This is a genomic window from Brucella anthropi, from assembly GCF_046630315.1.
GTDB classification, from domain to species: Bacteria; Pseudomonadota; Alphaproteobacteria; order Rhizobiales; family Rhizobiaceae; genus Brucella; species Brucella anthropi_A.
Window position 1 is genome coordinate 60,220 of record NZ_LQBD01000015.1, and the last position, 21,747, is coordinate 81,966.

Here is a 21,747-nt window from a genome sequence, read left to right on the forward strand (position 1 = left end):
CCAATGCCCAAGTCCAGATTAGGCGGAAGCCTTGTCGATGAACTTCACAGCGTCGCCGACCGTGAGGATCGTTTCGGCAGCGTCGTCAGGAATTTCAACGCCGAATTCTTCTTCGAAAGCCATGACCAGCTCGACCGTGTCGAGGCTGTCTGCGCCGAGGTCATCGATGAAGCTTGCGCCTTCCGTGACCTTGTCGGCATCTACGCCCAGATGTTCAACAACGATTTTCTTGACGCGCTCTGCGGTATCGCTCATGTCGGAACCTCGACCTGTGTGTTTGTTGCTCTGCCTTGGTTAGCGGCATGCAGGATTGTAATCAAGTTATAAGATGTCTGCCAAGTTACGAGCGATGCCGCCCGGACAGTCATCCTGTGGATATTCCTTTCGGAACAGGATCGCGGCACGTCCACTCAGAATGCCGCAATTCTCGATGGGCGCATTACCATGCTTCTCGGGCAAGGCAAAGCGCCTTTTCCTTCTCCACCCCCCGTATTAAGGCATTTTATACCATAATTGGGAGAAGAAGGAGGGTCAGATCATCGCCATGCCGCCGTTGACGTGCAGGGTCTGGCCGGTCACATAAGCCGCCTCGTCACTTGCCAGATAGACAACCGCGGCCGCAATATCACCCCCGACGCCCATGCGCTTCATGGGGATATTACCCATGATCGCATCCTTCTGCTTGTCGTTCAGCTTGTCGGTCATGGCCGATTCGATGAAGCCCGGAGCGATGCAGTTCACCGTCACATTGCGGCTGGCGATTTCCTGCGCCAGCGACTTGGAAAAGCCGATGAGGCCAGCCTTCGAGGCGCAATAGTTCGCCTGACCCGGATTGCCGGTAACGCCGACGATGGACGTGATATTGATGATGCGGCCATTGCGGCGGCGCATCATGGGATGGGTCAACTCCCGCGTGAGGTTGAATACCGATGTCAGGTTGACGTTGAGAACTGCATCCCAGTCCTCATCGCTCATCCGCACGAAAAGGCCGTCGCGGGTAATGCCGGCATTGTTGACCAGAATGTCGACGCCGCCCATTTCCTCCTCGGCCTTCTGGCCGAGCGCCTTGACGGCTTCACGGTCGGAGAGGTTGGCCGGAAAGATGAAGGTGCGGTCGCCAAGTTCAGCCGCAAGCTCTTTCAGCTTTTCTTCACGCGTGCCATGCAGGCCGACAATTGCGCCCTGCGCGTGCAGCGCACGGGCAATCGCTTCGCCAAGACCGCCGGTTGCGCCAGTCACCAGAGCCTTGCGGCCAGTCAGATCAAACATGCGAAATCCCTTTTAGCTTCTCAATTTTATCGCATAATCTCATCCGAAAAGTCTGCAACTTTTCGGGATCAAGCCTTAAGCGCAGCAAGCGCTGCTTCGATTTCCTCAGCCGAACCGACGGCAGCGCCGGACACATCCTTGGAGATGCGGCGTGCAAGTCCCGTCAGAACCTTGCCCGAGCCTACTTCATAAAGCGTCGTGACGCCATTGGCGGCAAACCACTCGACGGTTTCGCGCCAGCGCACCTGACCCGTTACCTGTTCAACGAGAAGATCGGCAATCTCATTGGCGTCGGTCACGGGAGCCGCGCGCACATTGGCGATCAGCGGTACGACCGGATTGTGCTTTTCAACAGAAGCGAGCGCCTCGCGCATGGCTTCTGCGGCTGGCGCCATCAGGGTCGAATGGAAGGGCGCGGACACGGGCAGCATGATGGCGCGCTTCGCACCCTTTTCGGATGCAAGCGAAGCTGCCAGTTCAACGGCTGCCTTGGACCCGGAAATCACAAGCTGGCCGCCGCCATTGTCATTGGCGATCTGCACCGGATCGGAAGCCTTTGCTTCCATGCAGGCAGCCTCCACATCGCCATGTTCCAGACCGATGATCGCCGCCATCGCGCCCTCACCGACAGGGACAGCCTTCTGCATGGCATTGCCGCGAATGCGCAGGAGGCGCGCAGTGTCGGCAAGCGAGAAGGTGCCGGCGGCGCAAAGCGCGGAATATTCGCCCAGCGAATGGCCGGCAACATAGGAAACCTGGTCCTTCAGCGAGAAACCCCGCGCTTCCATGACCCGCAGCACGGCCATCGAAACAGCCATCAGCGCGGGCTGGGCATTTGCGGTGAGCGTGAGCACATCTTCTGGCCCTTCGAACATCGTGGCGGAAAGCTTTTCGCCCAGCGCCGCATCCACCTCGTCGAAAACAGCCCTTGCTTCGGCAAACTGCTCGGCCAGAGCCTTGCCCATGCCCACAGCCTGGCTGCCTTGTCCGGGAAAAGTAAACGCTACCGCCATGAATGCCTCGTCTTTGTTTATAGATGCAGCCGATCGTTCCGAGCTTTTCTCTGGATCGCGCGCCTTGTAACCAACTAATTATTTAGCGCGATGTGCCCCACGGGAAGGCGCAAAGTCAAGTATTTCCCGGTTTTTATGCGCTTACCAGCTTGCAAAGCCGGGGAAAAACACGTAATAGCCGCCCGTTCATTGCTCGGCACCAGCTGGGGGCTGAACGGAGGGCCGTATCCCTGACCGAATATTCGGTGAAGGATACGTGGAAGTCACAAGCACTTCTGCCTCCCGTGTCTCCGCTCTCGATCGTCTCTGGTTAAGCGTCCTTTCTTCACCGGGTTTCCGGCAAAAGAGAAGTCGCAGAGGCTTAGCCGTTGGTGTCAGGCATGTTGCAACAGAAGAAAGGCAAAGCCAATGGCTCTTTATGAACATGTGCTTCTTGCCCGCCAGGACATCTCGCAGCAGCAGGTCGACGCTCTCGTCGAACAGTTCAAGGGTGTTCTCGAAGCCAATGGCGGCAAGGTCGGCAAGGTTGAAAACTGGGGTCTTCGTCCCCTCACCTACCGTATCAAGAAGAATCGCAAGGCGTATTACACGCTCGTGAACATTGACGCTCCGGCCGCAGCCGTTGCCGAAATGGAACGCCAGATGCGCATCAACGAAGACGTTCTTCGCTTCCTCACCGTTCGCGTTGAAGAACACGAAGAAGGCCAGTCGGCCATGCTGACGCGCCGCGACGACCGTCGCGAACGCGATGGCGATGACCGTCCGCGCCGTCGTGAAGGCGGTTTCGACCGTGGTGATCGCGGCGATCGCGGTCCGCGTCGCCCGCGCGACAACGAAGCTGGTGAAGGAGCATAATCATGGTTGATATCAATCAGATCCCGACCCGTCGTCCTTTCCATCGCCGTCGCAAGACGTGCCCGTTCTCCGGCGCCAACGCTCCGAAGATCGACTACAAGGACATCAAGCTTCTGCAGCGTTACATTTCCGAACGCGGCAAGATCGTTCCTTCCCGTATCACGGCTGTCAGCCAGAAGAAACAGCGCGAACTCGCCAAGGCGATCAAGCGCGCACGTTTCCTCGGCCTGCTGCCTTACGTTGTGAAGTAAGACCTGTTTCGGGAGGCGGTTTGCCGCCTCCCGTTTCCTCCGTTGCGATGGGCGTGGCGGATGTATCAAAAACCCGAGTTGGGGCAGATGCCTCTAACTGCACGAACCGGCAAGACCGGGGCAGGACAGCGAAATTCATGAAATTCAACGGAACCATCATCGGCATCGGCATATTGGCGGGGCTTGCCTCGGCCCTGATGTCGTCCGGCGTCGTCGCACAGGGTGGCGCGATGGCGGCTATGGCCATGGTTCTCTATTTCCTGACACCGCTTCCCATCTTCGTTGTTGCCCTTGGCTGGGGTTCGAGCGCCGGTATCGTTGCCGCCGCCACAGCTACGGTTGCCGTCGGCATTGTCGCTGTCCCGCTGGCGGCACTCCTGATGGCATTGACCAGCTTCATTCCCGCGGCAACCGGCGCTTATCTGTCCGGGCTTGCGCGGCCTGCCGAAGAACTGGGGGGACCGAGGGACATTCTCGTCTGGTACCCGCTGCCGGACATCATGTTCCGGCTTGCCCTGATGGTGTCGATCAGCTTCATCGTCATCGGCGCTATACTGGGCTTCGGCCCCGATATGGCGCGCGAACTTGCCAACACGCTTATCGACCGGGTCGCCGAAGCCGATCCGCAGTTCACAGCCAGCGATGAGATTCGCGACAATGTAACCTCGCTGCTGATGATCGCGCTGCCCGCGATCCAGCCGGCGACCTGCCTTGCTATTCTCGTCGGCAATCTTTATCTGGCGCAGCGCCTGATCTCCATGTCGGGCCGCCTGCGCCGTCCGCGTGACGACTGGCCCGCAACGCTGCGCATGCCGCGCCCGGCCCTGCTGATCTTCGCGGTCGCTCTTGCGGTTGCATTCCTTCCCGGCGGCGCCGGATTGATCGCAACCGTTGTGGCCGGTGCGCTTAGTGCCGGTTTCATGATGTCAGGTCTTGCCATCATGCATTTTCGCACACGCGGCAAGGTGTGGCGCCCGGTGGCGCTGTGGCTTGCCTACTTTGCGATCATACTCTTCGCATTCCTGCTTTTCATCTTCATGGTTCTCGGACTTTTCGACACTTCGCGCGGTGCGCCAGTCTCGAAAATGCCGGGCGCTGACAGTCAGTAACCGAATCAGAAACCCGAAAGGAAACTCCAATGGAAGTCATTCTTCTGGAACGCATTGGCCGCCTCGGTCAGATGGGCGAAACCGTCAAGGTCAAGGACGGCTATGCCCGTAACTTCCTGCTGCCGCAGGGCAAGGCTCTTCGCGCCAACGAAGCCAACAAGAAGAAGTTCGAAGGCCAGCGCGCCCAGCTCGAAGCCCAGAACCTGGAACGCAAGAACGAAGCCCAGGCCGTTGCCGACAAGCTCAATGGCGAAAGCTTCATCGTCGTGCGTTCGGCTGGTGAAACCGGCCAGCTCTACGGTTCCGTCTCGACCCGCGACATCGCCGAAATCATCACGGCCAACGGCTTCACCCTGCACCGCAACCAGGTTGAACTGAACCATCCGATCAAGACGATCGGCCTGCACGAAGTCTCGATTTCGCTGCACCCGGAAGTCCAGGTTCAGGTTACCGTCAACATCGCCCGTTCGACCGAAGAAGCCGAACGTCAGGCAAAGGGTGAAGACCTGACCTCGATCGAAGCCATCTACGGCATCGAAGAACAGCCTCTGTCGGAAGAAGTTTTCGACGACGAAGACGAAGCTGAAGATCAGGCTTAATCAGCCGCCTATCATCCGTGGGAATGCCCGGCCCGATGGCTCGCATTCCCATCGTGGTAAACTTTATATGATCATGCCCGGCGGCCTTCGCCGGGCATTTTCTCTTTTCAGATCGGTAAAACTCCCTATTCTGTTTATTAGGCTGTAGTGACGAATGAACTTATGGTTTGGCGCGAGGGTATTTTGTTGCTGAACAGGAGAAACGACCGCCGTGGAGTTGATCTCCACAAGGGCGTTTCGACGCATTCAGAAGCAAAATACACCGCGTCCCTTCGGGATATGGCAAAAAAACTCCATCTTGGCGTCGCGAAACCTCGATGGAGATACACTCCACCTTCGGTTTCGCTCCTGAAGCTGAAGATTTTTTGCTCATACCAAACCACAAGTTAATTCGTCACTACAGCCTGGTATTGGATTGCAGAGGGTGCTGACGGAAACGTCTGCGTTGCTTGGGCTTTACTCCCGAGGCCGTTTGACCGGGAGACATTGCCTGAAAATCTGATGACAGTGCGGCCTTGATACTTATGCACCGCCGCCTGCCATGCAAACGCATGGGCGTGCACCTGCTTCGATCCTCAGGAGGAGATGGGGCCGATGTATGGAATGTTGCGTACTGTTCTTTCGCATATGATTAAAACCGGTGACCTGACAGTTACCGATTCAGTGGGGTCGCGATTTCAGTATGGCGACAAGACCGGCGCGCCGGTTCATGTTCATTTCAAGACCAGACATGCCGAGCGCGCCGTTGCGCTCGATCCCGAACTGAAGCTTGCTGAATGCTTCATGGACGGTGAGATCGATTTTCTGGAAGGCGATATCTACACGCTGCTTCAGGTGGTGTTCGAAAATACCGGGCCGACGGCGGCAACCGAGCCATGGATGAAAGCAGCCGGAAAACTGCGCGTGCTCTTCCGCCGTTTCCAGCAGATGAACACGATTTCGCGTTCTTCGAGCAATATCAAAAGTCACTACGATCTTTCGGGCGAGCTTTACGACCTGTTCCTCGACCCGGACAAGCAATATTCCTGTGCCTATTTCGATCCGCCAAACGCGACGCTTGCCGAGGCTCAGCTTGCCAAGAAACGCCATATCGCCGCAAAAATGCTGGTGAAGGAAGGCGACAAGGTGCTTGATATCGGTTGCGGCTGGGGCGGCATGGGGCTTTATCTCGCCCGCCATCTCAAGGCCAATGTGACCGGCGTGACCCTATCCGAGGAACAGCACGCGATCGCCAACCAGCGCGCGCGTGACGAGGGACTGGCCGACAGGGCAAAATTCGAACTGACCGACTATCGCAATATCAATGACAAATTCGACCGGCTGGTGTCGGTCGGTATGTTCGAACATGTCGGCGTCGGCCATTTTGCCGAATATTTCCAGCATGTGGCGCGCCTGATGAAGCCGGACGGCGTTTTCCTTCTGCACGCCATCGGCCGCGCCGATGGGCCGGGAGCGACCAATCCATTCATCCGCAAATACATCTTCCCCGGCGGTTATATTCCCGCACTTTCAGAGGTTCTGCCGCATATCGAAAAGGCCGGGCTCTACGTCACCGACGTGGAAATCCTGCGGCTTCATTATGCCGAAACGCTGAAGGCGTGGCGGGAGGCCTTCATGGCCAATCGCGACAAGGCCAAGGCGCTTTATGACGAACGCTTCTGCCGCATGTGGGAGTTTTATCTGGCAGCCTCCGAAAGCGCCTTCCGCTGGCAGAACATGATGGTTTTCCACATCCAGATTGCCCACAGGCAGGAAGCCGTTCCGCTGACCCGCAACTATATCGAAGCTGAGGAAAAGCGCCTGAAGCGCCTCGACAGCGCCCCGAAAGGCGCCAATAGCGAGGTTCGTCCCGCCAGGAAAAGCATGAACGCCTGACAGCAGCCCGCCGATCCGAAATCCCGGTCCGCGTCAACCGCGGACTGACAAAACCATGATCCGAACTGTGGATCGCTGTGAATCATGGTATAGGTTTCCTCTTCCAGCAGGAATCATCCGAAGCCGCGTTGCGTTTGGCATCGCTTGAGGGCTAGCTGGCTGTATCAGGGACAGGATCAAGAATCATGGCGGAAGCGGCGGTACGCAAACTCGACGATGCGCGGGACCAGAAAGACGCGCTCTATCGGGAAGCGCCCCATAATATTGAGGCGGAACAGGCGCTGCTGGGCGCGATCCTGATCAATAACGATGCCTTTTACCGGGTGTCGGACTTCCTCAAGCCCACCCATTTCTTCGAGCCGCTGCACCGTCGCATCTATGAGATCACGACCGATCTCATCCGCGTGGGCAAGATGGCCAACCCCGTCACGATGAAGACCTTCCTGCCGACGGAAGGCAAGGTGGGCGACCTTACGATCTTCCAATATGTGACCCGGCTTGCAACCGAAGCCGTCACAATCATCAATGCCGAGGACTATGGCCGCGCGATCTACGATCTGGCGACGCGCCGCGCGCTGATCGGCATTGGCGAGGACATGGTGAATGTTGCCTATGACGCGCCCGTCGACATGGCGCCGCAGGAGCAGATTGAAGACGCCGAACGACGGCTGTTCGAACTGGCCGAAACAGGGCGCTATGACGGTGGCTTCCTGCCCTTCAAGGATGCGGTGACAACCGCCGTGGACATGGCCAACGCCGCTTTCATGCGCGATGGGCATCTTTCCGGCATTTCGACCGGCATCCATTCGCTGGATGCGAAGATGGGCGGGTTGCAGCCTTCGGACCTCATCATCCTCGCCGGACGTCCGGGCATGGGCAAGACATCGCTCGCAACCAATATCGCCTTCAACATCGCCAATGCCTATGAAGGCGAACAGCAGGCCGATGGTTCGATGAAGGCCGCAAATGGCGGTGTCGTGGGCTTCTTCTCGCTCGAAATGTCGGCGGAGCAGCTCGCTACCCGTATCATTTCCGAGCAGACGGAAGTTTCGTCCTCGAAAATCCGCCGCGGTGACATCACCGAGACCGATTTCGAAAAGCTGGTCGCCTGTTCGCAGGTGATGCAGAAAATCCCGCTCTATATCGACCAGACCGGCGGTATCTCGATTGCCCAGCTTGCAGCGCGCGCGCGCCGCCTCAAGCGCCAGCGCGGCCTCGACGTTCTGGTGATCGACTATGTGCAGCTGATGACCGGTTCATCGAAGGCGTCGGCACAGAACCGCGTGCAGGAAATCACCGAAATCACCACCGGGCTCAAGGCGCTCGGCAAGGAACTCAATGTTCCGATCATTGCGCTTTCACAGCTTTCGCGTCAGGTGGAAAGCCGCGACGACAAGCGCCCGCAGCTCTCCGACCTTCGTGAATCCGGCTCCATCGAGCAGGATGCCGACGTGGTGCTTTTCGTGTTCCGCGAGGAATATTACGTCAAGAACCTCGAACCGCGCGACGAGTTCGACCCGAAATATGAGGAATGGAAGCAGCACTTTGAAAAAGTGCGCGGGACTGCCGATGTCATCATCGCCAAGCAGCGTCATGGACCAACCGGCACTGTCAAACTCGCCTTCCAGTCTGAATTCACGCGGTTTGCAGATCTGGCCGAGGGTTCCTATCTCCCGGAGCAGTATGAATAAAATCATGATCAAGACGGAGCGCGTCTGATGGCCAAGGCGCGTGTTCAGTTCATCTGCCAGAATTGCGGCGCGGTCCATTCGCGCTGGGCGGGCAAGTGCGATTCCTGCGGCGAGTGGAACACGCTTGTCGAGGAAGGCACCAATAGCGGCATCGGGTCCGGTCCCGGCGCCATGTTGTCCAAGCGCAAGGGGCGTGCTGTCGCCCTCACCTCGCTCTCCGGCGACATAGAAGATGCGCCGCGCATCATTTCCGGCATCAGCGAGCTTGACCGCGTGACCGGCGGCGGTTTCGTGCGCGGTTCAGCGCTTCTGATCGGCGGCGATCCCGGCATTGGCAAATCCACGCTTTTGACGCAGGCTGCCGCTGCCCTTTCCAATCGCGGCCATCGCATTGTCTATGTTTCGGGTGAAGAAGCGGTCGCGCAGATCCGCCTGCGCGCGCAGCGCCTGGGCGTGGCGTCGTCGGCGGTGGAACTTGCCGCCGAAACCAATGTCGAGGACATCATCGCCACCATTTCGGATGCCAAGCGGCCCGATCTCGTCATCATCGATTCCATCCAGACGCTCTGGACCGATATGGCGGATTCCGCCCCCGGAACCGTTACGCAGGTGCGTTCTTCCGCGCAGGCGCTGATCCGCTATGCCAAGCAGACGGGCGCCGCCGTGGTCCTTGTCGGCCATGTCACCAAGGAAGGCCAGATTGCCGGTCCCCGCGTGGTGGAACATATGGTCGATGGCGTTCTCTATTTCGAGGGCGAAGGCGGGCATCACTACCGCATCCTGCGCACGGTGAAGAACCGTTTTGGCCCGACCGACGAAATCGGCGTCTTCGAAATGTCCGACGGGGGCTTGCGCGAAGTGTCCAATCCGTCCGAGCTTTTCCTCGGCGAGCGCAATGCCAAGGCTCCGGGCGCCGCCGTCTTCGCCGGCATGGAGGGCACGCGTCCGGTGCTGGTGGAAATCCAGGCCCTTGTCGCGCCCTCCTCGCTCGGCACACCGCGCCGCGCGGTCGTCGGCTGGGACGGCGGACGGCTTGCCATGATATTGGCCGTGCTCGAATCGCATTGCGGCGTTCGCTTCGGCCAGCACGATGTTTACCTGAACGTCGCAGGCGGCTATCGCATCAGTGAACCTGCCGCCGATATAGCTGTGGCCGCCGCACTGGTTTCATCCATGGCCGGTATTGCCCTTCCGCCAGATTGCGTTTATTTCGGCGAAATCAGCCTTTCCGGTGCTGTTCGTGCGGTAACGCATGCAGTGCAGAGGCTCAAGGAAGCCGAGAAGCTCGGTTTCCGGCAGGCGGAAGTGCCGGGCGGCAGTGGCGAACTCTGGAAAGATCGCAATTTCCGCCTGATGGAAACTTCGGCCTTGCCTGATCTTGTGGCGCGCATCGCGGCTTCAGGCACCGGAAAGAAGCAATAAATCTGGAGTTTTATGACTGGAAGAATCTGTCAACCTTCCGGTGATAAGCTCCAGCATCTTTGACTGCCCTGCGTATTGAAATGATTGCGCATAATGATTGAGGACAGGCAGAATGCCGATAACCATGCTTGATGGAATTCTACTCGGGATAACGCTGGTTTCAGCCGTTCTGGCGATGGTGCGCGGTTTTTCCCGCGAGGTGCTGTCGCTGGTATCGTGGGCGGCAGCGGCGGCTGCGGCCTATCTCTTCTACCAGCCGGTTCTGCCTTTCGTGCAGCCCTATATCAACAACGAAACCATCGCGAAGATCGCCGCCGCTGGCGCGGTCTTCCTGGTCGTGCTGATTGTCGTGTCGCTGATTACGATGAAGATCGCCGATTTCATCATTGATAGCCGTATCGGCGCGCTGGACCGCACACTCGGCTTTCTGTTCGGCGGCGTGCGCGGCGTGCTTCTCGTCGTGGTCGCCATGCTGTTCTTCAACTGGCTCGTGCCGACCAACCAGCCGGCCTGGGTAACGAATGCGAAATCGAAGCCGATGCTCGATTCGTTTGGCCAGCAGTTGATCGACCTTCTTCCGGCAAATCCCGACCAGATGATCGACAAGTTCAAGCCGCAGCATAATGCTCCGGCTTCCGGCGAGCAGGAAGAAGCGCCGGTTCCGGACGATACGCCTGCACAGCAATAAGCCGTTTTCGACGATCGGGAAGCCGTCAGCCTCGCTGGCGGCTTTTCCAATTCCGGAAGCCAATCGCCAAATTGACGCCCGGACATTGTCATTTCGGTTTCGCGATCATATTTCAGGCGGGAATTTGCGAGATTATTCGCCTGCAACATGCGATACTGATATTCATGAGACTATATCGACGCAGCGCCGAACTCTTCGCTTTTAACAAAAAGCCATCTTGTGATAGAGAGGCGCTTGAAGTCTTTACGCATTATCCAACGCAAAACCGCTTCGCACTTTTGCTGGAAATGCTTTAGTTGCCTCTGCAATCGAAAGGCCTTGCGGCAATGACCAGCCATTCTTCTGAAAATGCCTCCTTCATGCTGGATGAAGACACCCTGCATGAAGAGTGCGGTGTATTTGGCATACTTGGCCATGAGGATGCAGCCGCGCTGACAGCATTGGGCCTGCATGCCCTGCAGCATCGCGGGCAGGAAGCCGCCGGCATCGTTTCCTACCACAATCGTCGTTTTCATTCCGAACGCCATATGGGCCTCGTCGGCGATCATTTCACCGATGCGGCGACGCTGAACCGCCTGCCCGGCGACCGCGCCATCGGCCATGTGCGCTACTCCACCACCGGCGAAACAATCCTGCGCAACGTGCAGCCATTGTTCGCAGAACTGGAAGTCGGCGGCATTGCCATTGCCCATAACGGCAATTTCACCAATGGCATCACGCTGCGCAAGCAGCTGATTGCTTCCGGCGCAATCTTTCAGGCGACGTCCGATACGGAAGTCGTGCTACACATGATTGCCCGTTCACGCCACTCCTCCTCGTCCGACCGTTTCGTCGATGCCATCCGGCAGGTCGAAGGCGGCTATGCCATGCTGGCGCTGACGCGCACCAAGCTGATCGCCGCACGTGACCCGATCGGCATTCGCCCGCTCGTCATGGGCGAGCTCGACGGCAAGCCGATCTTCTGCTCGGAAACCTGCGCCCTCGACATCATTGGCGCGAAATATATTCGCGACGTCGAAAATGGCGAAGTCATCATCTGCGAGATCCAGAAGGATGGCTCCATCACCACGCAATCCATCAAGCCGGAAAACCCTCAGCCGGAACGGCTCTGCCTGTTCGAATATGTCTATTTCGCCCGGCCTGACTCTGTCGTCGGCGGTCGCAGCGTCTATGTCGCGCGCAAGAACATGGGCATGGAGCTTGCCAGGGGAGCCGGCATCGAAGCCGATGTGGTCGTGCCGGTGCCCGATGGCGGCACGCCTGCCGCTCTGGGCTTCGCGCAGGCAAGCGGCATCCCGTTTGAATATGGCATCATCCGCAACCATTATGTGGGACGCACCTTCATCGAGCCGACGCAGCAAATCCGCGCGCTTGGTGTCAAGCTGAAGCATTCGGCCAACCGCGCCATGATCGAAGGCAAGCGTGTGGTGCTGGTGGACGATTCCATCGTGCGCGGCACAACCTCGGTCAAGATCGTCCAGATGATCCGCGATGCAGGCGCAAAGGAAGTGCATATCCGCGTGGCAAGCCCAATGATCTACCACCCGGATTTCTACGGTATCGACACCCCCCATGCCGATAAGCTGCTGGCCAACCAGCACAAGGACCTGGAATCCATGTGCCGTTATATCGGTGCGGATTCTCTGGCCTTCCTTTCCATCGACGGGCTTTACAAGGCAGTCGGCGGAAAGCCGCGTGATCCAGAGGCGCCGGCCTTCACCGATCACTATTTCACGGGCGAATATCCAACCCGCCTTCTGGATCAGGAAGGCGAGAGCAATGTGCACACGCTGTCGCTGCTCGCCAGCAACGGCTGATCGCCCGTTTCTGCTCAGGCGGCCCGAAAGGCCGCCTGTTTCATGTCTTTGAACGTATACGGGGACCAAATGACTATCGATCTTACGGGCCGCCTCGCGCTGGTAACGGGCGCATCGCGCGGCATCGGCTATTTCCTCTCGCTTGAACTGGCAAAACGCGGTGCGCATGTGATCGCAGTCGCGCGCACCGTCGGCGGGCTGGAAGAACTGGACGATGAAATCCGCAAGCTTGGCGGCAGCGCCACGCTGGTGCCTCTCGATATTACCGATATGGAGGCAATCGATCGTCTCGGCGGGACCATTTATGAGCGCTGGGGCAAGCTCGACATTCTGGTTGCCAATGCCGGCATCCTCGGCACGATCTCGCCGATCGGCCATGTCGAGGCCAAGACCTTCGAGAAGGTCATCAATGTCAATGTCACCAGCGTCTGGCGTCTTATCCGCTCCACCGATCCACTGCTGCGCGCCTCCGATGCCGGACGGGCCATTCTGCTCTCTTCCGGCGTGGCGCATAGCTGCCGCGCCTTCTGGGCGCCTTATGCGGCCTCGAAAGCGGCCGTCGAAGTCATGGCACGCAGCTGGGCTGAAGAAACGAAGCAGATGAAGCTCAAGATCAACTCCGTCAATCCCGGAGCCACCCGCACGGCAATGCGCGCGCAGGCCATGCCGGGCGAAGATCCTGAAACACTACCCACACCGCAGTCGGTCGCTGAAAAGATCGTCAAGCTCGCCGACCCGAATCTTGAAGTGAGCGGCAAGCTTTTTGACGTGCGCCAGGACCGTTTCCTCGACTATCATCTGCCGAGCTGATTTCTTTCTTCCGGCCTTGCCTATATGCAAGGCCGGTTCTATTTGCTTTTTATTGTCGTTTCCCGCCTGGCCGCCTGACGGCTCTTTTTTCAGCGGGCATTTCCCCCACTCGCAGTCCCCTTCATCTCGCGCCGAGTGACTTGGCGCGTATTCTGTTTGCCATTGGAGGACCTATGACCAAAGTTCACCAGCGTTTCATCATCGTCAGCGGCGGACCCGGATCAGGCAAGAGCACGCTGATCGATGCGCTTCAAAAGGATGGATTTTCCCGCACCGTGGAAGCTGGACGCGCCATTATCCAGGATCAGGTCGCCATCGGCGGCAACGCCCTGCCCTGGTGCGATCGCGTGCTTTTTGCGGAGTTCATGCTTTCATGGGAAATGCGCTCGCACGCAATGGCAGAACAACAGCACGGTATCGTCTTCTTCGACCGCGGCGTTCCCGATGTGATCGGCTATTTGACACTATGCCGCCTGCCGGTTCCACAGCATATGGAAGAGGCTGCACGGCAGTTTCAGTACAACAGAACAGTTTTCCTGGCGCCGCCATGGGCCGAAATCTTCGCCCAGGATGCCGAGCGCAAGCAGGATTTCGAAGAAGCCGTGCGCACCTTCGAGGCGATGGAAGCGACCTATCGCAGGCTTGGCTATGAAATCGCGCTCCTGCCGAAAGCTTCGGTTCAGGAGCGCGTTGATTTCATCAGAAACATTCTGCCATCAATTGCCTGACGAGGCTTCTTCCACGGCTTTGCGGTCGGCGGCCTCACGCCGGTTCCAGGCCGCCAGACTGAACGGAAGGAATGCCAGATAGGCCAGCGCCGTGAAGCTCAGCGTCTGCCAGGTGAAGCTCATCAGGAAGGCGACGTAAATCACCACGAACAGGATGAGCGGCATGACGATATCGCGCCGGACCAGACTTCCGGCGGACTTGCCATTATAGACCGGCAGGCGGCTCACCAGCAGGAATGCGATGGCCACGGTATAGACCGCCACGCCGAAAGCAAGCGCCCGTGTCGGGGTGAGACCCAGAAAACCAAGATAGACCGGCAGCAGGACAAGCATGGCACCGGCAGGCGCGGGCACCCCGATGAAATAATTGTTTTGCCATGCAGGACGGTTCGGATCTTCCAGCATGACATTGAAACGCGCCAGCCGCAGGCAGCAGGCAATGGCATAAAGGAGTGCCGCGATCCAGCCGAAAGAGCGCGCCTGATCGAGCATGAACGCATAGAGCACCAAGGCCGGTGCCACACCGAAATTGACGATATCGGCGAGCGAATCCATCTGCGCGCCGAATTTCGACGATCCCTTCATCATTCGCGCGACGCGCCCATCGATACCATCCAGAAAGGCGGCGACCAGCACCATCACGACAGCCAGTTCGAAACGGTTCTCGAAGGCCAGACGGATGCCGGTCAGACCGGCGCAAATGGCGAGAACCGTTATGACATTGGGGATGACGATACGCAGCGGTATCTGCGACAGCTTGGGGCCGCGTGATGAATCCACGCGGCCATTGGGCTCAAAAGGCGGGAACGGCGTTTCCATCGGCTTAGCCGATCCGCACCACCGGTTCACCGCGCACACTGCCATAATCGGCCAGCACGGTTTCACCGGCGATTGCCGTCTGGCCAACCGCAACACGAACGGTCGCATCTGCCGGAAGATAGACATCGACGCGCGATCCGAAACGGATCAGGCCGAAGCGTTCGCCCACAGACAGATCATCATCCTCATTGGACCAGCAGACGATACGCCGCGCGACCAGACCGGCAATCTGGACAACACCGATCCTGCCATGCGGGCTTTCGATCAGGACGCTGTTGCGCTCATTTTCCGTGCTCGCCTTGTCCAGTTCCGCATTGAGGAATTTGCCCGGACGATGCACGACCTTCTCGATCTTCCCGCGCACGGGAGAGCGGTTGATGTGCACTGAAAACACATTCATGAAGACCGATACGCGCATGCGCGGCTCGACGCCAAGATCCAGCTCGGCGGGCGGCACAGCCAGGCCGACAAAGGAAACCTTGCCATCAGCCGGACTGATGACCAGGTCGTCATCCATTGGCGTCACGCGTTCGGGATCGCGATAGAAATAGATGCACCAGACAGTCAGCACCAGACCGATCCAGAACAGCGGGTCCCAAAGCCAGCCCAGAATAAACGAAACCACGAAAAAGCCCGCGATAAACGGATAGCCTTCCCGATGGATCGGCACGAAAGTGTTGCGGATGGTGTCAGTCAGGCTCATCGCTCTTCCTTTGAGTTTGGCCGTTATTTACCTCATCCTGTCCGGAATCGAAATCTATTTCGCAAATTATTCACGCCTGTTAGGGCACGTGATCGCGCCCTAACAGCAAATGGCTGCCCATAAGCGGGCTATTCCGCTGCCGGAACGCCGCGTGTGACAATGCCCAGTTCGTCGCTCTCCCGGACCTGACGCAGCCGCTCTTCCGCCTCGTCCGCCTCGCGCTGGCGAGCCCACATGGATGCATAAAGCCCCTTGTGCTTGAGAAGCATGCGATGCGTGCCCCGCTCGGCAATCAGGCCATCCTTCAGGACGATGATCTCATCGGCACCGATCACGGTCGACAGGCGATGCGCGATGACGAGCGTGGTGCGCCCACGGCTGACGATATCAAGCGCAGACTGGATTTCCTGTTCGGTCGCCGTATCGAGTGCCGAAGTCGCCTCATCGAGGATCAGGATCGGCGGCGCCTTCAGGATCGTGCGGGCGATGGCGACGCGCTGTTTCTCGCCGCCTGAAAGCTTGAGCCCACGTTCGCCGACCATGGATTGATAGCCTTCCGGCAGATGCTTGATGAAGCCGGAAATCTGCGCCAGTTCGGCGGCCTTTTCCACCTCTTCATTGGTGGCATCGGGACGACCATAACGGATGTTATAGGCGATCGTATCGTTGAACAGGACCGTATCCTGCGGCACCATGCCGATGACCTTGCGCAGGCTCTCCTGCGTCACATCGCGAACATCCTGCCCGTCGATGGACACCGATCCGGACTGGACATCATAAAAGCGGAACAGGAGCCGCGATATCGTGGATTTACCCGCGCCCGACGGCCCGACAATCGCCACCGTCTTTCCTGCCGGCACTTCGAAGCTGATGCCTTTCAGGATCGGGCGGTTTGCATCATAGGCGAAATGCACGTCATCGAAACGAATTGCGCCGTGATCGATTTTCAATGCTGGCGCGTTGGGTTTGTCGACGACTTCCTGCTTCACGTCGAGAAGATCGAACATCTGCTCGATATCGGTCAGGCCCTGGCGGATTTCGCGATAGATGAAACCGATGAAGTTGAGCGGAATGGACAGCTGCATCAGCATGGCGTTGATGAAAACGAAATCACCGATGGATTGCGTCCCGGCCCGCACTTCCAGCGCCGACATGACCATGACCACCGCCATGCCGACACCAAAGATGACGGCCTGACCGAAGTTCAGCCAGCCAAGCGATGTCCAGGTCTGCGTTGCCGCCTTTTCATAGCGCGCCATCGACGCATCGAAGCGCTTGGCTTCCATGTTCTCATTGCCGAAATATTTGACCGTTTCGAAGTTCAGAAGCGAGTCGATGGCCTTGGTGTTGGCATCCGTATCGGAATCGTTCATCTCGCGGCGAATATTGATGCGCCAGTCGCTGGCCCTGATCGTAAACCAGGTATAGAGCCAGACCGTTGCGGCAACCACGAGCAGATAGGAAATGCCGTAGGCGAAGGCGAAAATCACCGCCGTCAGCGCAAATTCCAGAATGGTGGGCAGTGTGTTGAGGATCGTGAAACGGACAATCGTTTCAATGCCCTTGGTGCCGCGCTCGATGACGCGCGAAAGCCCGCCGGTGCGCCTTTCCAGGTGAAACCTGAGCGACAGCTGGTGCATGTGCACGAACGTCTTGTAAGCCAGTTGCCGCACGGCATATTGGCCGACGCTGGCAAACAATGCATCGCGAAGCTGGTTCAGCCCGGCCTGCACGATCTTGGCGCCATTATAGGCCAGAACCAGCATCACCGCGCCGACCAGAAACAGCGGAATATAATCCGGCGGGTTCAATTGGCCGGTCAAGGCATTCGTCACCCATTTGAAGAAATAGGGCACGAGGATCAGCACGATCTTGGAAATCACCAGATAGAACGTGGCCCAGACGACGCGCATGCGCAAATCCGGCCTGTCGGACGGCCACATATAGGGCCAGAGATTTCGCAATGTCTTCAACGTCTCGCCGGAGTCGGCGGACACCGTTTTGGGGGAACTCATGATGCGTTCTTTCACGTCGATGGGCTCAAGCGATTTCGTACAAGATGAAACTCCGTCATCGCCCGATAAGTTTATGTTCGAACATTTTCGGGCACATGCGCTCCTCTGCCCGAGAATGTCCCAAGAGCGATTCCGGTTAAAACGAAACCGCTCCAATTATCTGTCTTGTCGCATTGTCCTACGCAAAACCGCTTCGCACTTTTGCTGGAAATGCTCTAACTATCTGTCTTGTCGCATTATCCTGCGTAAAACCGCTGCGCACTTTTGGCTCGATAATGCTCTAGCCGCAGCATCTGCTCTTGAACGAAGCAAAATGCGCGCGGACGGCATTCAGTTGCTGCCAGTTGACGCTGTAACGCGAGGACTGACGTTCAGGCCGATAATCAATAAGACCGGCCTGCACGAGAACCTTGAGATGCTGGGAAACCGTCGATTGGGCGAGATCGAGCTTGCCGACGATATCCTTGCAGCAACAGGCATCCTTGATCATCAACTGACGGATGATGCGGATGCGGACAGGATGGCCGAGTGCTGCGCAAATGCGCGCTGCCGCCTCGTCATCAATGTCGAGCTGCGCAAGATCGGGGCCGGTTTCGGCCGAACTATTGTCCAGAACTACCTTCATCGTATATCGACGATATACGATTATTCTGCAACGTTCAAGGTTGAGAGACGTTCATTCCAGAAAAGACCACTGAAATGAAAACACACTATCGTGACGTGCGCCTACCCGAAGGTGCTGCCCCCCTTACTGGCAAAGCCGGTCAGTGCCTGCCGTCTTTCAACTGACGCCTGACCTCGTCCTCCCCCAAAGGCTCCTTCGGCATATTGAACACCTGCCCCGGCCAGATCAGATCCGGATTGCGGATCTGGTCGCGATTGGCGAGATAGATCGTCGTATATCGTGTGCCTTTGCCATAGGTGCGCTTGGATATCGTCCAGAGATTATCCCCGCGCCGAATGATGACGGACCCCTCGACTTTCCGGAGCGGGCTTGCCGACGAACCGGCTTCACCGCCGTTTGCTTCCGCAGCCATTGTCTGGCCATCCGTATCGGAAGCAATGGCTGAAATATTCTCCCCCGCTTCGCGGCGGAACGGAACGCGGGCTGTAGCCAGGACCTGATTGGCATTGTCGAGCAGATCGGCGCGAATGATATAGTCGCCCACACTGAGCGGTTGCTTGCCCTGCACGAGAAAACGGCCATCGGGCGAAATGGGGCTCGCACCCAGCAATATCTCGTTTGCATGAACGATCACGCGATTGCCGCCCTTGGCTTTACCCGCCACGAAGACCGACTGGCCTTCAATCTCCACCGCCTCGATGGCGATCGGCAAATCCTGTGCCGGCTTGTTCTCTGGCTTGTCGGCTTTGGCGGCGGCGTCCGGGGCGGCATCCACACCTTGCTGCGGCTTTGGCGCGGCTTGCGGCCTTGTGATCAGGCGGCTTGCCTGCCCCGGCTCCTCAACCAGGGCCAGCACCTGCCCCGACTTGGTTTCCGGCACCGAGACGATGGCCGTCTGGGCAGAGGTGGCGACATTGTTATCCGCACCCGTCGAACGCAAAACCAGCTGATGATCGCCAGCCTTCAACGGCTTGTCCAAAACGATGGCGAAATCGCCGTTGGCTCCGGCCTTTGCCTTGCCGACGACGCTTGCCCCTGCCACGACCTCGACATCGGCATTGGGAAGCGCCTTGCCGGCAATCACCACCGATCCATCAGGCTCGACCCGCAGCACATCGAAAACCGGGGTCTTGTTCGGCTGCGCTGTGGAAGCAGCGCCGGCCTGTTTTACCGGCTCTCCGGGCTGCCCATCCTGTCGCGCGGCATCATTTGCCGCTGCATTGCCGGCAGGCGGTGCTGCCTCCGGTGCCCTGGTATCGGATGGCGCTGTTTGCGGCTGCGTGGGCGCGACCTTCGGCGCTGGCGCGGTGACATCGGATTGCGGCGCCTCGATGCGGGACCGTGTCGCATTCCAGTAAAGGCCGAGCCCGACAACAATTGCGACGAGCCCGATGCCGAGCAATCCTAAGCTGTTCTTTTGCATTTCGCTTCGAAATCCACGCCAGAGACTATAATGACGGGTTTATAGCTTTTGGCTTCGCCCCACAAGAAATCTGCACTGAAACAGCAAAAGGTACGAGGCTTTTTTACGGGCAGGGTTACTGTTCTACACAGTTTGTCGGCTTTGACTGATCTGGATCATCCAAAAGATTATAGAGATAGGCCGTATCACCCTTGGTCCACCAGATATAGACCCCGCCGGCATATTTGGCGCCAGACCCTGAAATGACATTGGACGCGACGACGATCCCGTCCTCAAGCCCCAGCGCGGCAAGCGAAATATCACCGGCATTATAGTAGGTTACAGGAACATTTTTTTCGCCGCACTTATAAAGAACGGCATTGGTCGTCACGTCAGTATCGTCCGGCAGCTTGATATTGATCTCGCCCGCCGATGCGGATGAGGTGGCAAGGATAAGCCCGAGAAACACAACCCAGTTCTTCATGTCCAATCCACTTCCCAATCTGGAATTCATACCAATCGAAATATAGCAATCACCGAGAATGTCCAATCGGAGTGTAGCTTTCGCGCGATGGCGCGCTTGACCACAAAATACGATTGCGGACGCTTGACGCTGAAAGGTCAAAAGCGCACAAGAAATCATGTCTGAGATTCGATCCATTTGCGTTTATTGCGGCTCTTCCACGGGCCTGAATCCCATCTATCGCGAAGCGGGCATCACGCTTGGCCGATCCATTGCCGAGCACGGCATCCGCCTCGTCTATGGCGGCGGCACGCGCGGCATCATGGGCGCGGTGGCGCAGGGCGTGATGGAGGCTGGCGGCGAAGTGACCGGCATCATTCCGACCTTCCTGCTCGACAAGGAAGCAAGCCTTGAAAAGGCCGAACAGCTGACCGAACTCATCGTGGTTGGCGATATGCATGAGCGCAAGCACCTGATGTTCCAGAAATCGGATGCGTTCGTCACGCTTCCCGGCGGCATCGGCACGGTCGAGGAAATCGTGGAGATGATGACCTGGGCACAACTCGGCAAGCATCGCAAGCCGATGGTATTCGCAAACATCAACAATTTCTGGCAGCCAATGCTCAGTCTTCTGGAGCACATGACGGCGGAAGGCTTTCTCCACACCGCCCATCAGGTAAAGCCGTTGGTGATCGACAGGGCGGAAGACATCGTTCCCGCCATCATCGCCGCCAACGGCAAGGCGCACGAGGGCGACCAGGCGATCATTGAGAAGATGTGAGCCTGCACATCCTCCGGTTTTCGCGGTGAAAGCGTTTGCCGCGAAAATTTTCCGGCCCAGCCGCAACATGCTGCACAACATATGCCGATCCAGACCATCTGGAACGCCTGAACGGGTAGCTTTCGGCGGACAACGTCCCGCAAAATCAATGAATATCAGTGCTAACCTTGAGGACGGGCATATGAATGCCTGTCTGCTCATGATGGTTTTCCGCCTCAAAGAAATTCCCGTTAAGATTGAAGTCTCGGAAAGACCATAACTATTTGTTTTATAAAATATATTCAACCATCGAAGCGGAATCTGGAAATCAATCTGGCCAACGAATTTCCCGCAGTAGTAGCACTCACATTCAAGAAGCATGCCCTCGGAACAGCACAAAGAAATTGCAGGGCAAAAGCGGATACTCTGAAATATTCTCAGATCATTCCTTATGTATTAGACACACCCCATACAAGTCGTGAGACAACTATTGCGATTGCTATCAGTTTAGAATGTTTCTAGAAAGCCAGCATATTTAATGAATAACCATGTATATATTTAGATAGTATATATTTCAATACCAAATCTATTATTAAACTATAATATTAATTATTCAGATACAATCATTAAAATGCCATTATTACTAAAATTATTCTGAATTTTATTTTACGTAACTACATCGCTTAACCAATGTCGTTTAATGAAAGGAATTTCCCATGGCAGATCGCCCGATAATGACGACGAGTGCAGGCGCTCCGATACCGGACAACCAGAATTCCCTGAGTGCCGGGGAGCGCGGCCCGCTTCTGATGCAGGATTACCAGCTCATTGAA

The 21,747-nt window shown here is 57.5% G+C and carries 22 protein-coding genes and 1 pseudogene; 13 read left to right on the plus strand and 10 right to left on the minus strand.

Annotated features, from left to right (window positions below; translation table 11 throughout):
* Positions 1-18: 18 nt before the first annotated feature.
* The 3 genes from AVM02_RS10495 to fabD all read right to left on the minus strand — a co-directional run bounded on the left by AVM02_RS10495 (position 19) and on the right by fabD (position 2,282).
* Positions 19-255: an acyl carrier protein gene (locus AVM02_RS10495; protein WP_002963616.1), complete on the minus strand. Its 237-nt coding sequence runs from the start codon at positions 253-255 to the stop codon at positions 19-21.
* 276 nt (positions 256-531) lie between these two features.
* Complete coding sequence (gene fabG, locus AVM02_RS10500) at positions 532-1,269, minus strand: 3-oxoacyl-[acyl-carrier-protein] reductase (protein WP_411506912.1); 738 nt, start codon at positions 1,267-1,269, stop codon at positions 532-534.
* Positions 1,270-1,337: 68 nt separating this feature from the next.
* On the minus strand, positions 1,338-2,282 hold the full coding sequence (fabD, locus tag AVM02_RS10505; protein ID WP_411506913.1) for an ACP S-malonyltransferase: 945 nt from the start codon (positions 2,280-2,282) through the stop codon (positions 1,338-1,340).
* Between the two features lie 408 nt (positions 2,283-2,690).
* Between fabD and rpsF the strand changes: the two genes are divergently transcribed.
* The 4 genes from rpsF (at position 2,691) to rplI (ending at position 5,096) form a co-directional block, all read left to right on the plus strand.
* Entirely contained in the window at positions 2,691-3,137 is a 447-nt protein-coding gene (gene rpsF, locus AVM02_RS10510) for a 30S ribosomal protein S6 (RefSeq protein ID WP_411506914.1), read from the plus strand.
* A 2-nt stretch (positions 3,138-3,139) separates the two neighbouring features.
* Complete coding sequence (gene rpsR / locus AVM02_RS10515; protein WP_006466219.1) at positions 3,140-3,388, plus strand: 30S ribosomal protein S18; 249 nt, start codon at positions 3,140-3,142, stop codon at positions 3,386-3,388.
* 137 nt (positions 3,389-3,525) lie between these two features.
* Entirely contained in the window at positions 3,526-4,497 is a 972-nt protein-coding gene (locus AVM02_RS10520; RefSeq protein WP_411506915.1) for a DUF2232 domain-containing protein, read from the plus strand.
* Between the two features lie 29 nt (positions 4,498-4,526).
* Positions 4,527-5,096, plus strand: coding sequence for a 50S ribosomal protein L9 (rplI, locus tag AVM02_RS10525; protein ID WP_411506916.1), 570 nt, complete (start codon positions 4,527-4,529; stop codon positions 5,094-5,096).
* Positions 5,097-5,234: 138 nt separating this feature from the next.
* Here rplI and AVM02_RS10530 read toward each other — a convergent pair.
* Positions 5,235-5,342 (minus strand): annotated as a pseudogene (locus AVM02_RS10530) (low molecular weight phosphotyrosine protein phosphatase); the annotation flags it as partial.
* A gap of 348 nt (positions 5,343-5,690) precedes the next feature.
* Between AVM02_RS10530 and AVM02_RS10535 the strand changes: the two are divergent.
* The 7 genes from AVM02_RS10535 (at position 5,691) to AVM02_RS10565 (ending at position 14,127) form a co-directional block, all read left to right on the plus strand.
* Positions 5,691-6,971: a class I SAM-dependent methyltransferase gene (locus AVM02_RS10535; protein WP_411506917.1), complete on the plus strand. Its 1,281-nt coding sequence runs from the start codon at positions 5,691-5,693 to the stop codon at positions 6,969-6,971.
* A 185-nt stretch (positions 6,972-7,156) separates the two neighbouring features.
* The gene (locus tag AVM02_RS10540) at positions 7,157-8,662 is read left to right on the plus strand and encodes a replicative DNA helicase (protein WP_411506918.1); all 1,506 of its coding nucleotides are present in this window, start codon (positions 7,157-7,159) and stop codon (positions 8,660-8,662) included.
* A gap of 27 nt (positions 8,663-8,689) precedes the next feature.
* Positions 8,690-10,084, plus strand: a complete 1,395-nt coding sequence (gene radA / locus AVM02_RS10545; RefSeq protein WP_411506919.1) for a DNA repair protein RadA — start codon at positions 8,690-8,692, stop codon at positions 10,082-10,084.
* 112 nt (positions 10,085-10,196) lie between these two features.
* The gene (locus AVM02_RS10550; protein ID WP_029925541.1) at positions 10,197-10,772 is read left to right on the plus strand and encodes a CvpA family protein; all 576 of its coding nucleotides are present in this window, start codon (positions 10,197-10,199) and stop codon (positions 10,770-10,772) included.
* Between the two features lie 326 nt (positions 10,773-11,098).
* On the plus strand, positions 11,099-12,589 hold the full coding sequence (gene purF / locus AVM02_RS10555) for an amidophosphoribosyltransferase (protein ID WP_411506920.1): 1,491 nt from the start codon (positions 11,099-11,101) through the stop codon (positions 12,587-12,589).
* A 69-nt stretch (positions 12,590-12,658) separates the two neighbouring features.
* A complete protein-coding gene (locus tag AVM02_RS10560; RefSeq protein WP_411506921.1) occupies positions 12,659-13,399 on the plus strand; it encodes an SDR family NAD(P)-dependent oxidoreductase in 741 nt (246 codons plus the stop codon).
* Between the two features lie 173 nt (positions 13,400-13,572).
* Positions 13,573-14,127 carry an AAA family ATPase gene (locus AVM02_RS10565; RefSeq protein ID WP_411506922.1) on the plus strand — a complete coding sequence of 185 codons (555 nt, stop codon included), beginning with the start codon at positions 13,573-13,575 and terminating at the stop codon, positions 14,125-14,127.
* Here the strand turns inward: AVM02_RS10565 and pssA are convergent.
* The 6 genes from pssA to AVM02_RS10595 all read right to left on the minus strand — a co-directional run bounded on the left by pssA (position 14,116) and on the right by AVM02_RS10595 (position 20,175).
* Positions 14,116-14,946 (minus strand): CDP-diacylglycerol--serine O-phosphatidyltransferase, encoded by an 831-nt coding sequence (pssA, locus tag AVM02_RS10570; protein WP_411506923.1) that lies wholly within the window; start codon positions 14,944-14,946, stop codon positions 14,116-14,118. The two genes, AVM02_RS10565 and pssA, sit on opposite strands and share 12 nt — an antisense overlap.
* Before the next feature lie 4 nt (positions 14,947-14,950).
* Complete coding sequence (locus tag AVM02_RS10575; RefSeq protein ID WP_411506924.1) at positions 14,951-15,649, minus strand: phosphatidylserine decarboxylase; 699 nt, start codon at positions 15,647-15,649, stop codon at positions 14,951-14,953.
* Between the two features lie 128 nt (positions 15,650-15,777).
* Entirely contained in the window at positions 15,778-17,664 is a 1,887-nt protein-coding gene (locus AVM02_RS10580; RefSeq protein WP_411506925.1) for an ABCB family ABC transporter ATP-binding protein/permease, read from the minus strand.
* A 280-nt stretch (positions 17,665-17,944) separates the two neighbouring features.
* Positions 17,945-18,289 (minus strand): ArsR/SmtB family transcription factor, encoded by a 345-nt coding sequence (locus AVM02_RS10585; RefSeq protein ID WP_411506926.1) that lies wholly within the window; start codon positions 18,287-18,289, stop codon positions 17,945-17,947.
* Between the two features lie 139 nt (positions 18,290-18,428).
* A complete protein-coding gene (locus tag AVM02_RS10590) occupies positions 18,429-19,712 on the minus strand; it encodes an Ig-like domain-containing protein (protein ID WP_411506927.1) in 1,284 nt (427 codons plus the stop codon).
* Positions 19,713-19,827: 115 nt separating this feature from the next.
* Positions 19,828-20,175, minus strand: a complete 348-nt coding sequence (locus AVM02_RS10595) for an MliC family protein (RefSeq protein WP_411506928.1) — start codon at positions 20,173-20,175, stop codon at positions 19,828-19,830.
* A gap of 157 nt (positions 20,176-20,332) precedes the next feature.
* On the opposite strand from AVM02_RS10595, the gene AVM02_RS10600 reads away from it, so the two are divergent.
* Together AVM02_RS10600 and AVM02_RS10605 are read left to right on the plus strand one after the other, a co-directional pair.
* A complete protein-coding gene (locus AVM02_RS10600) occupies positions 20,333-20,935 on the plus strand; it encodes a TIGR00730 family Rossman fold protein (RefSeq protein ID WP_411506929.1) in 603 nt (200 codons plus the stop codon).
* A 695-nt stretch (positions 20,936-21,630) separates the two neighbouring features.
* Positions 21,631-21,747 (plus strand): catalase (locus AVM02_RS10605; protein WP_411505304.1); only part of this gene is annotated, 117 nt, incomplete at its 3' end.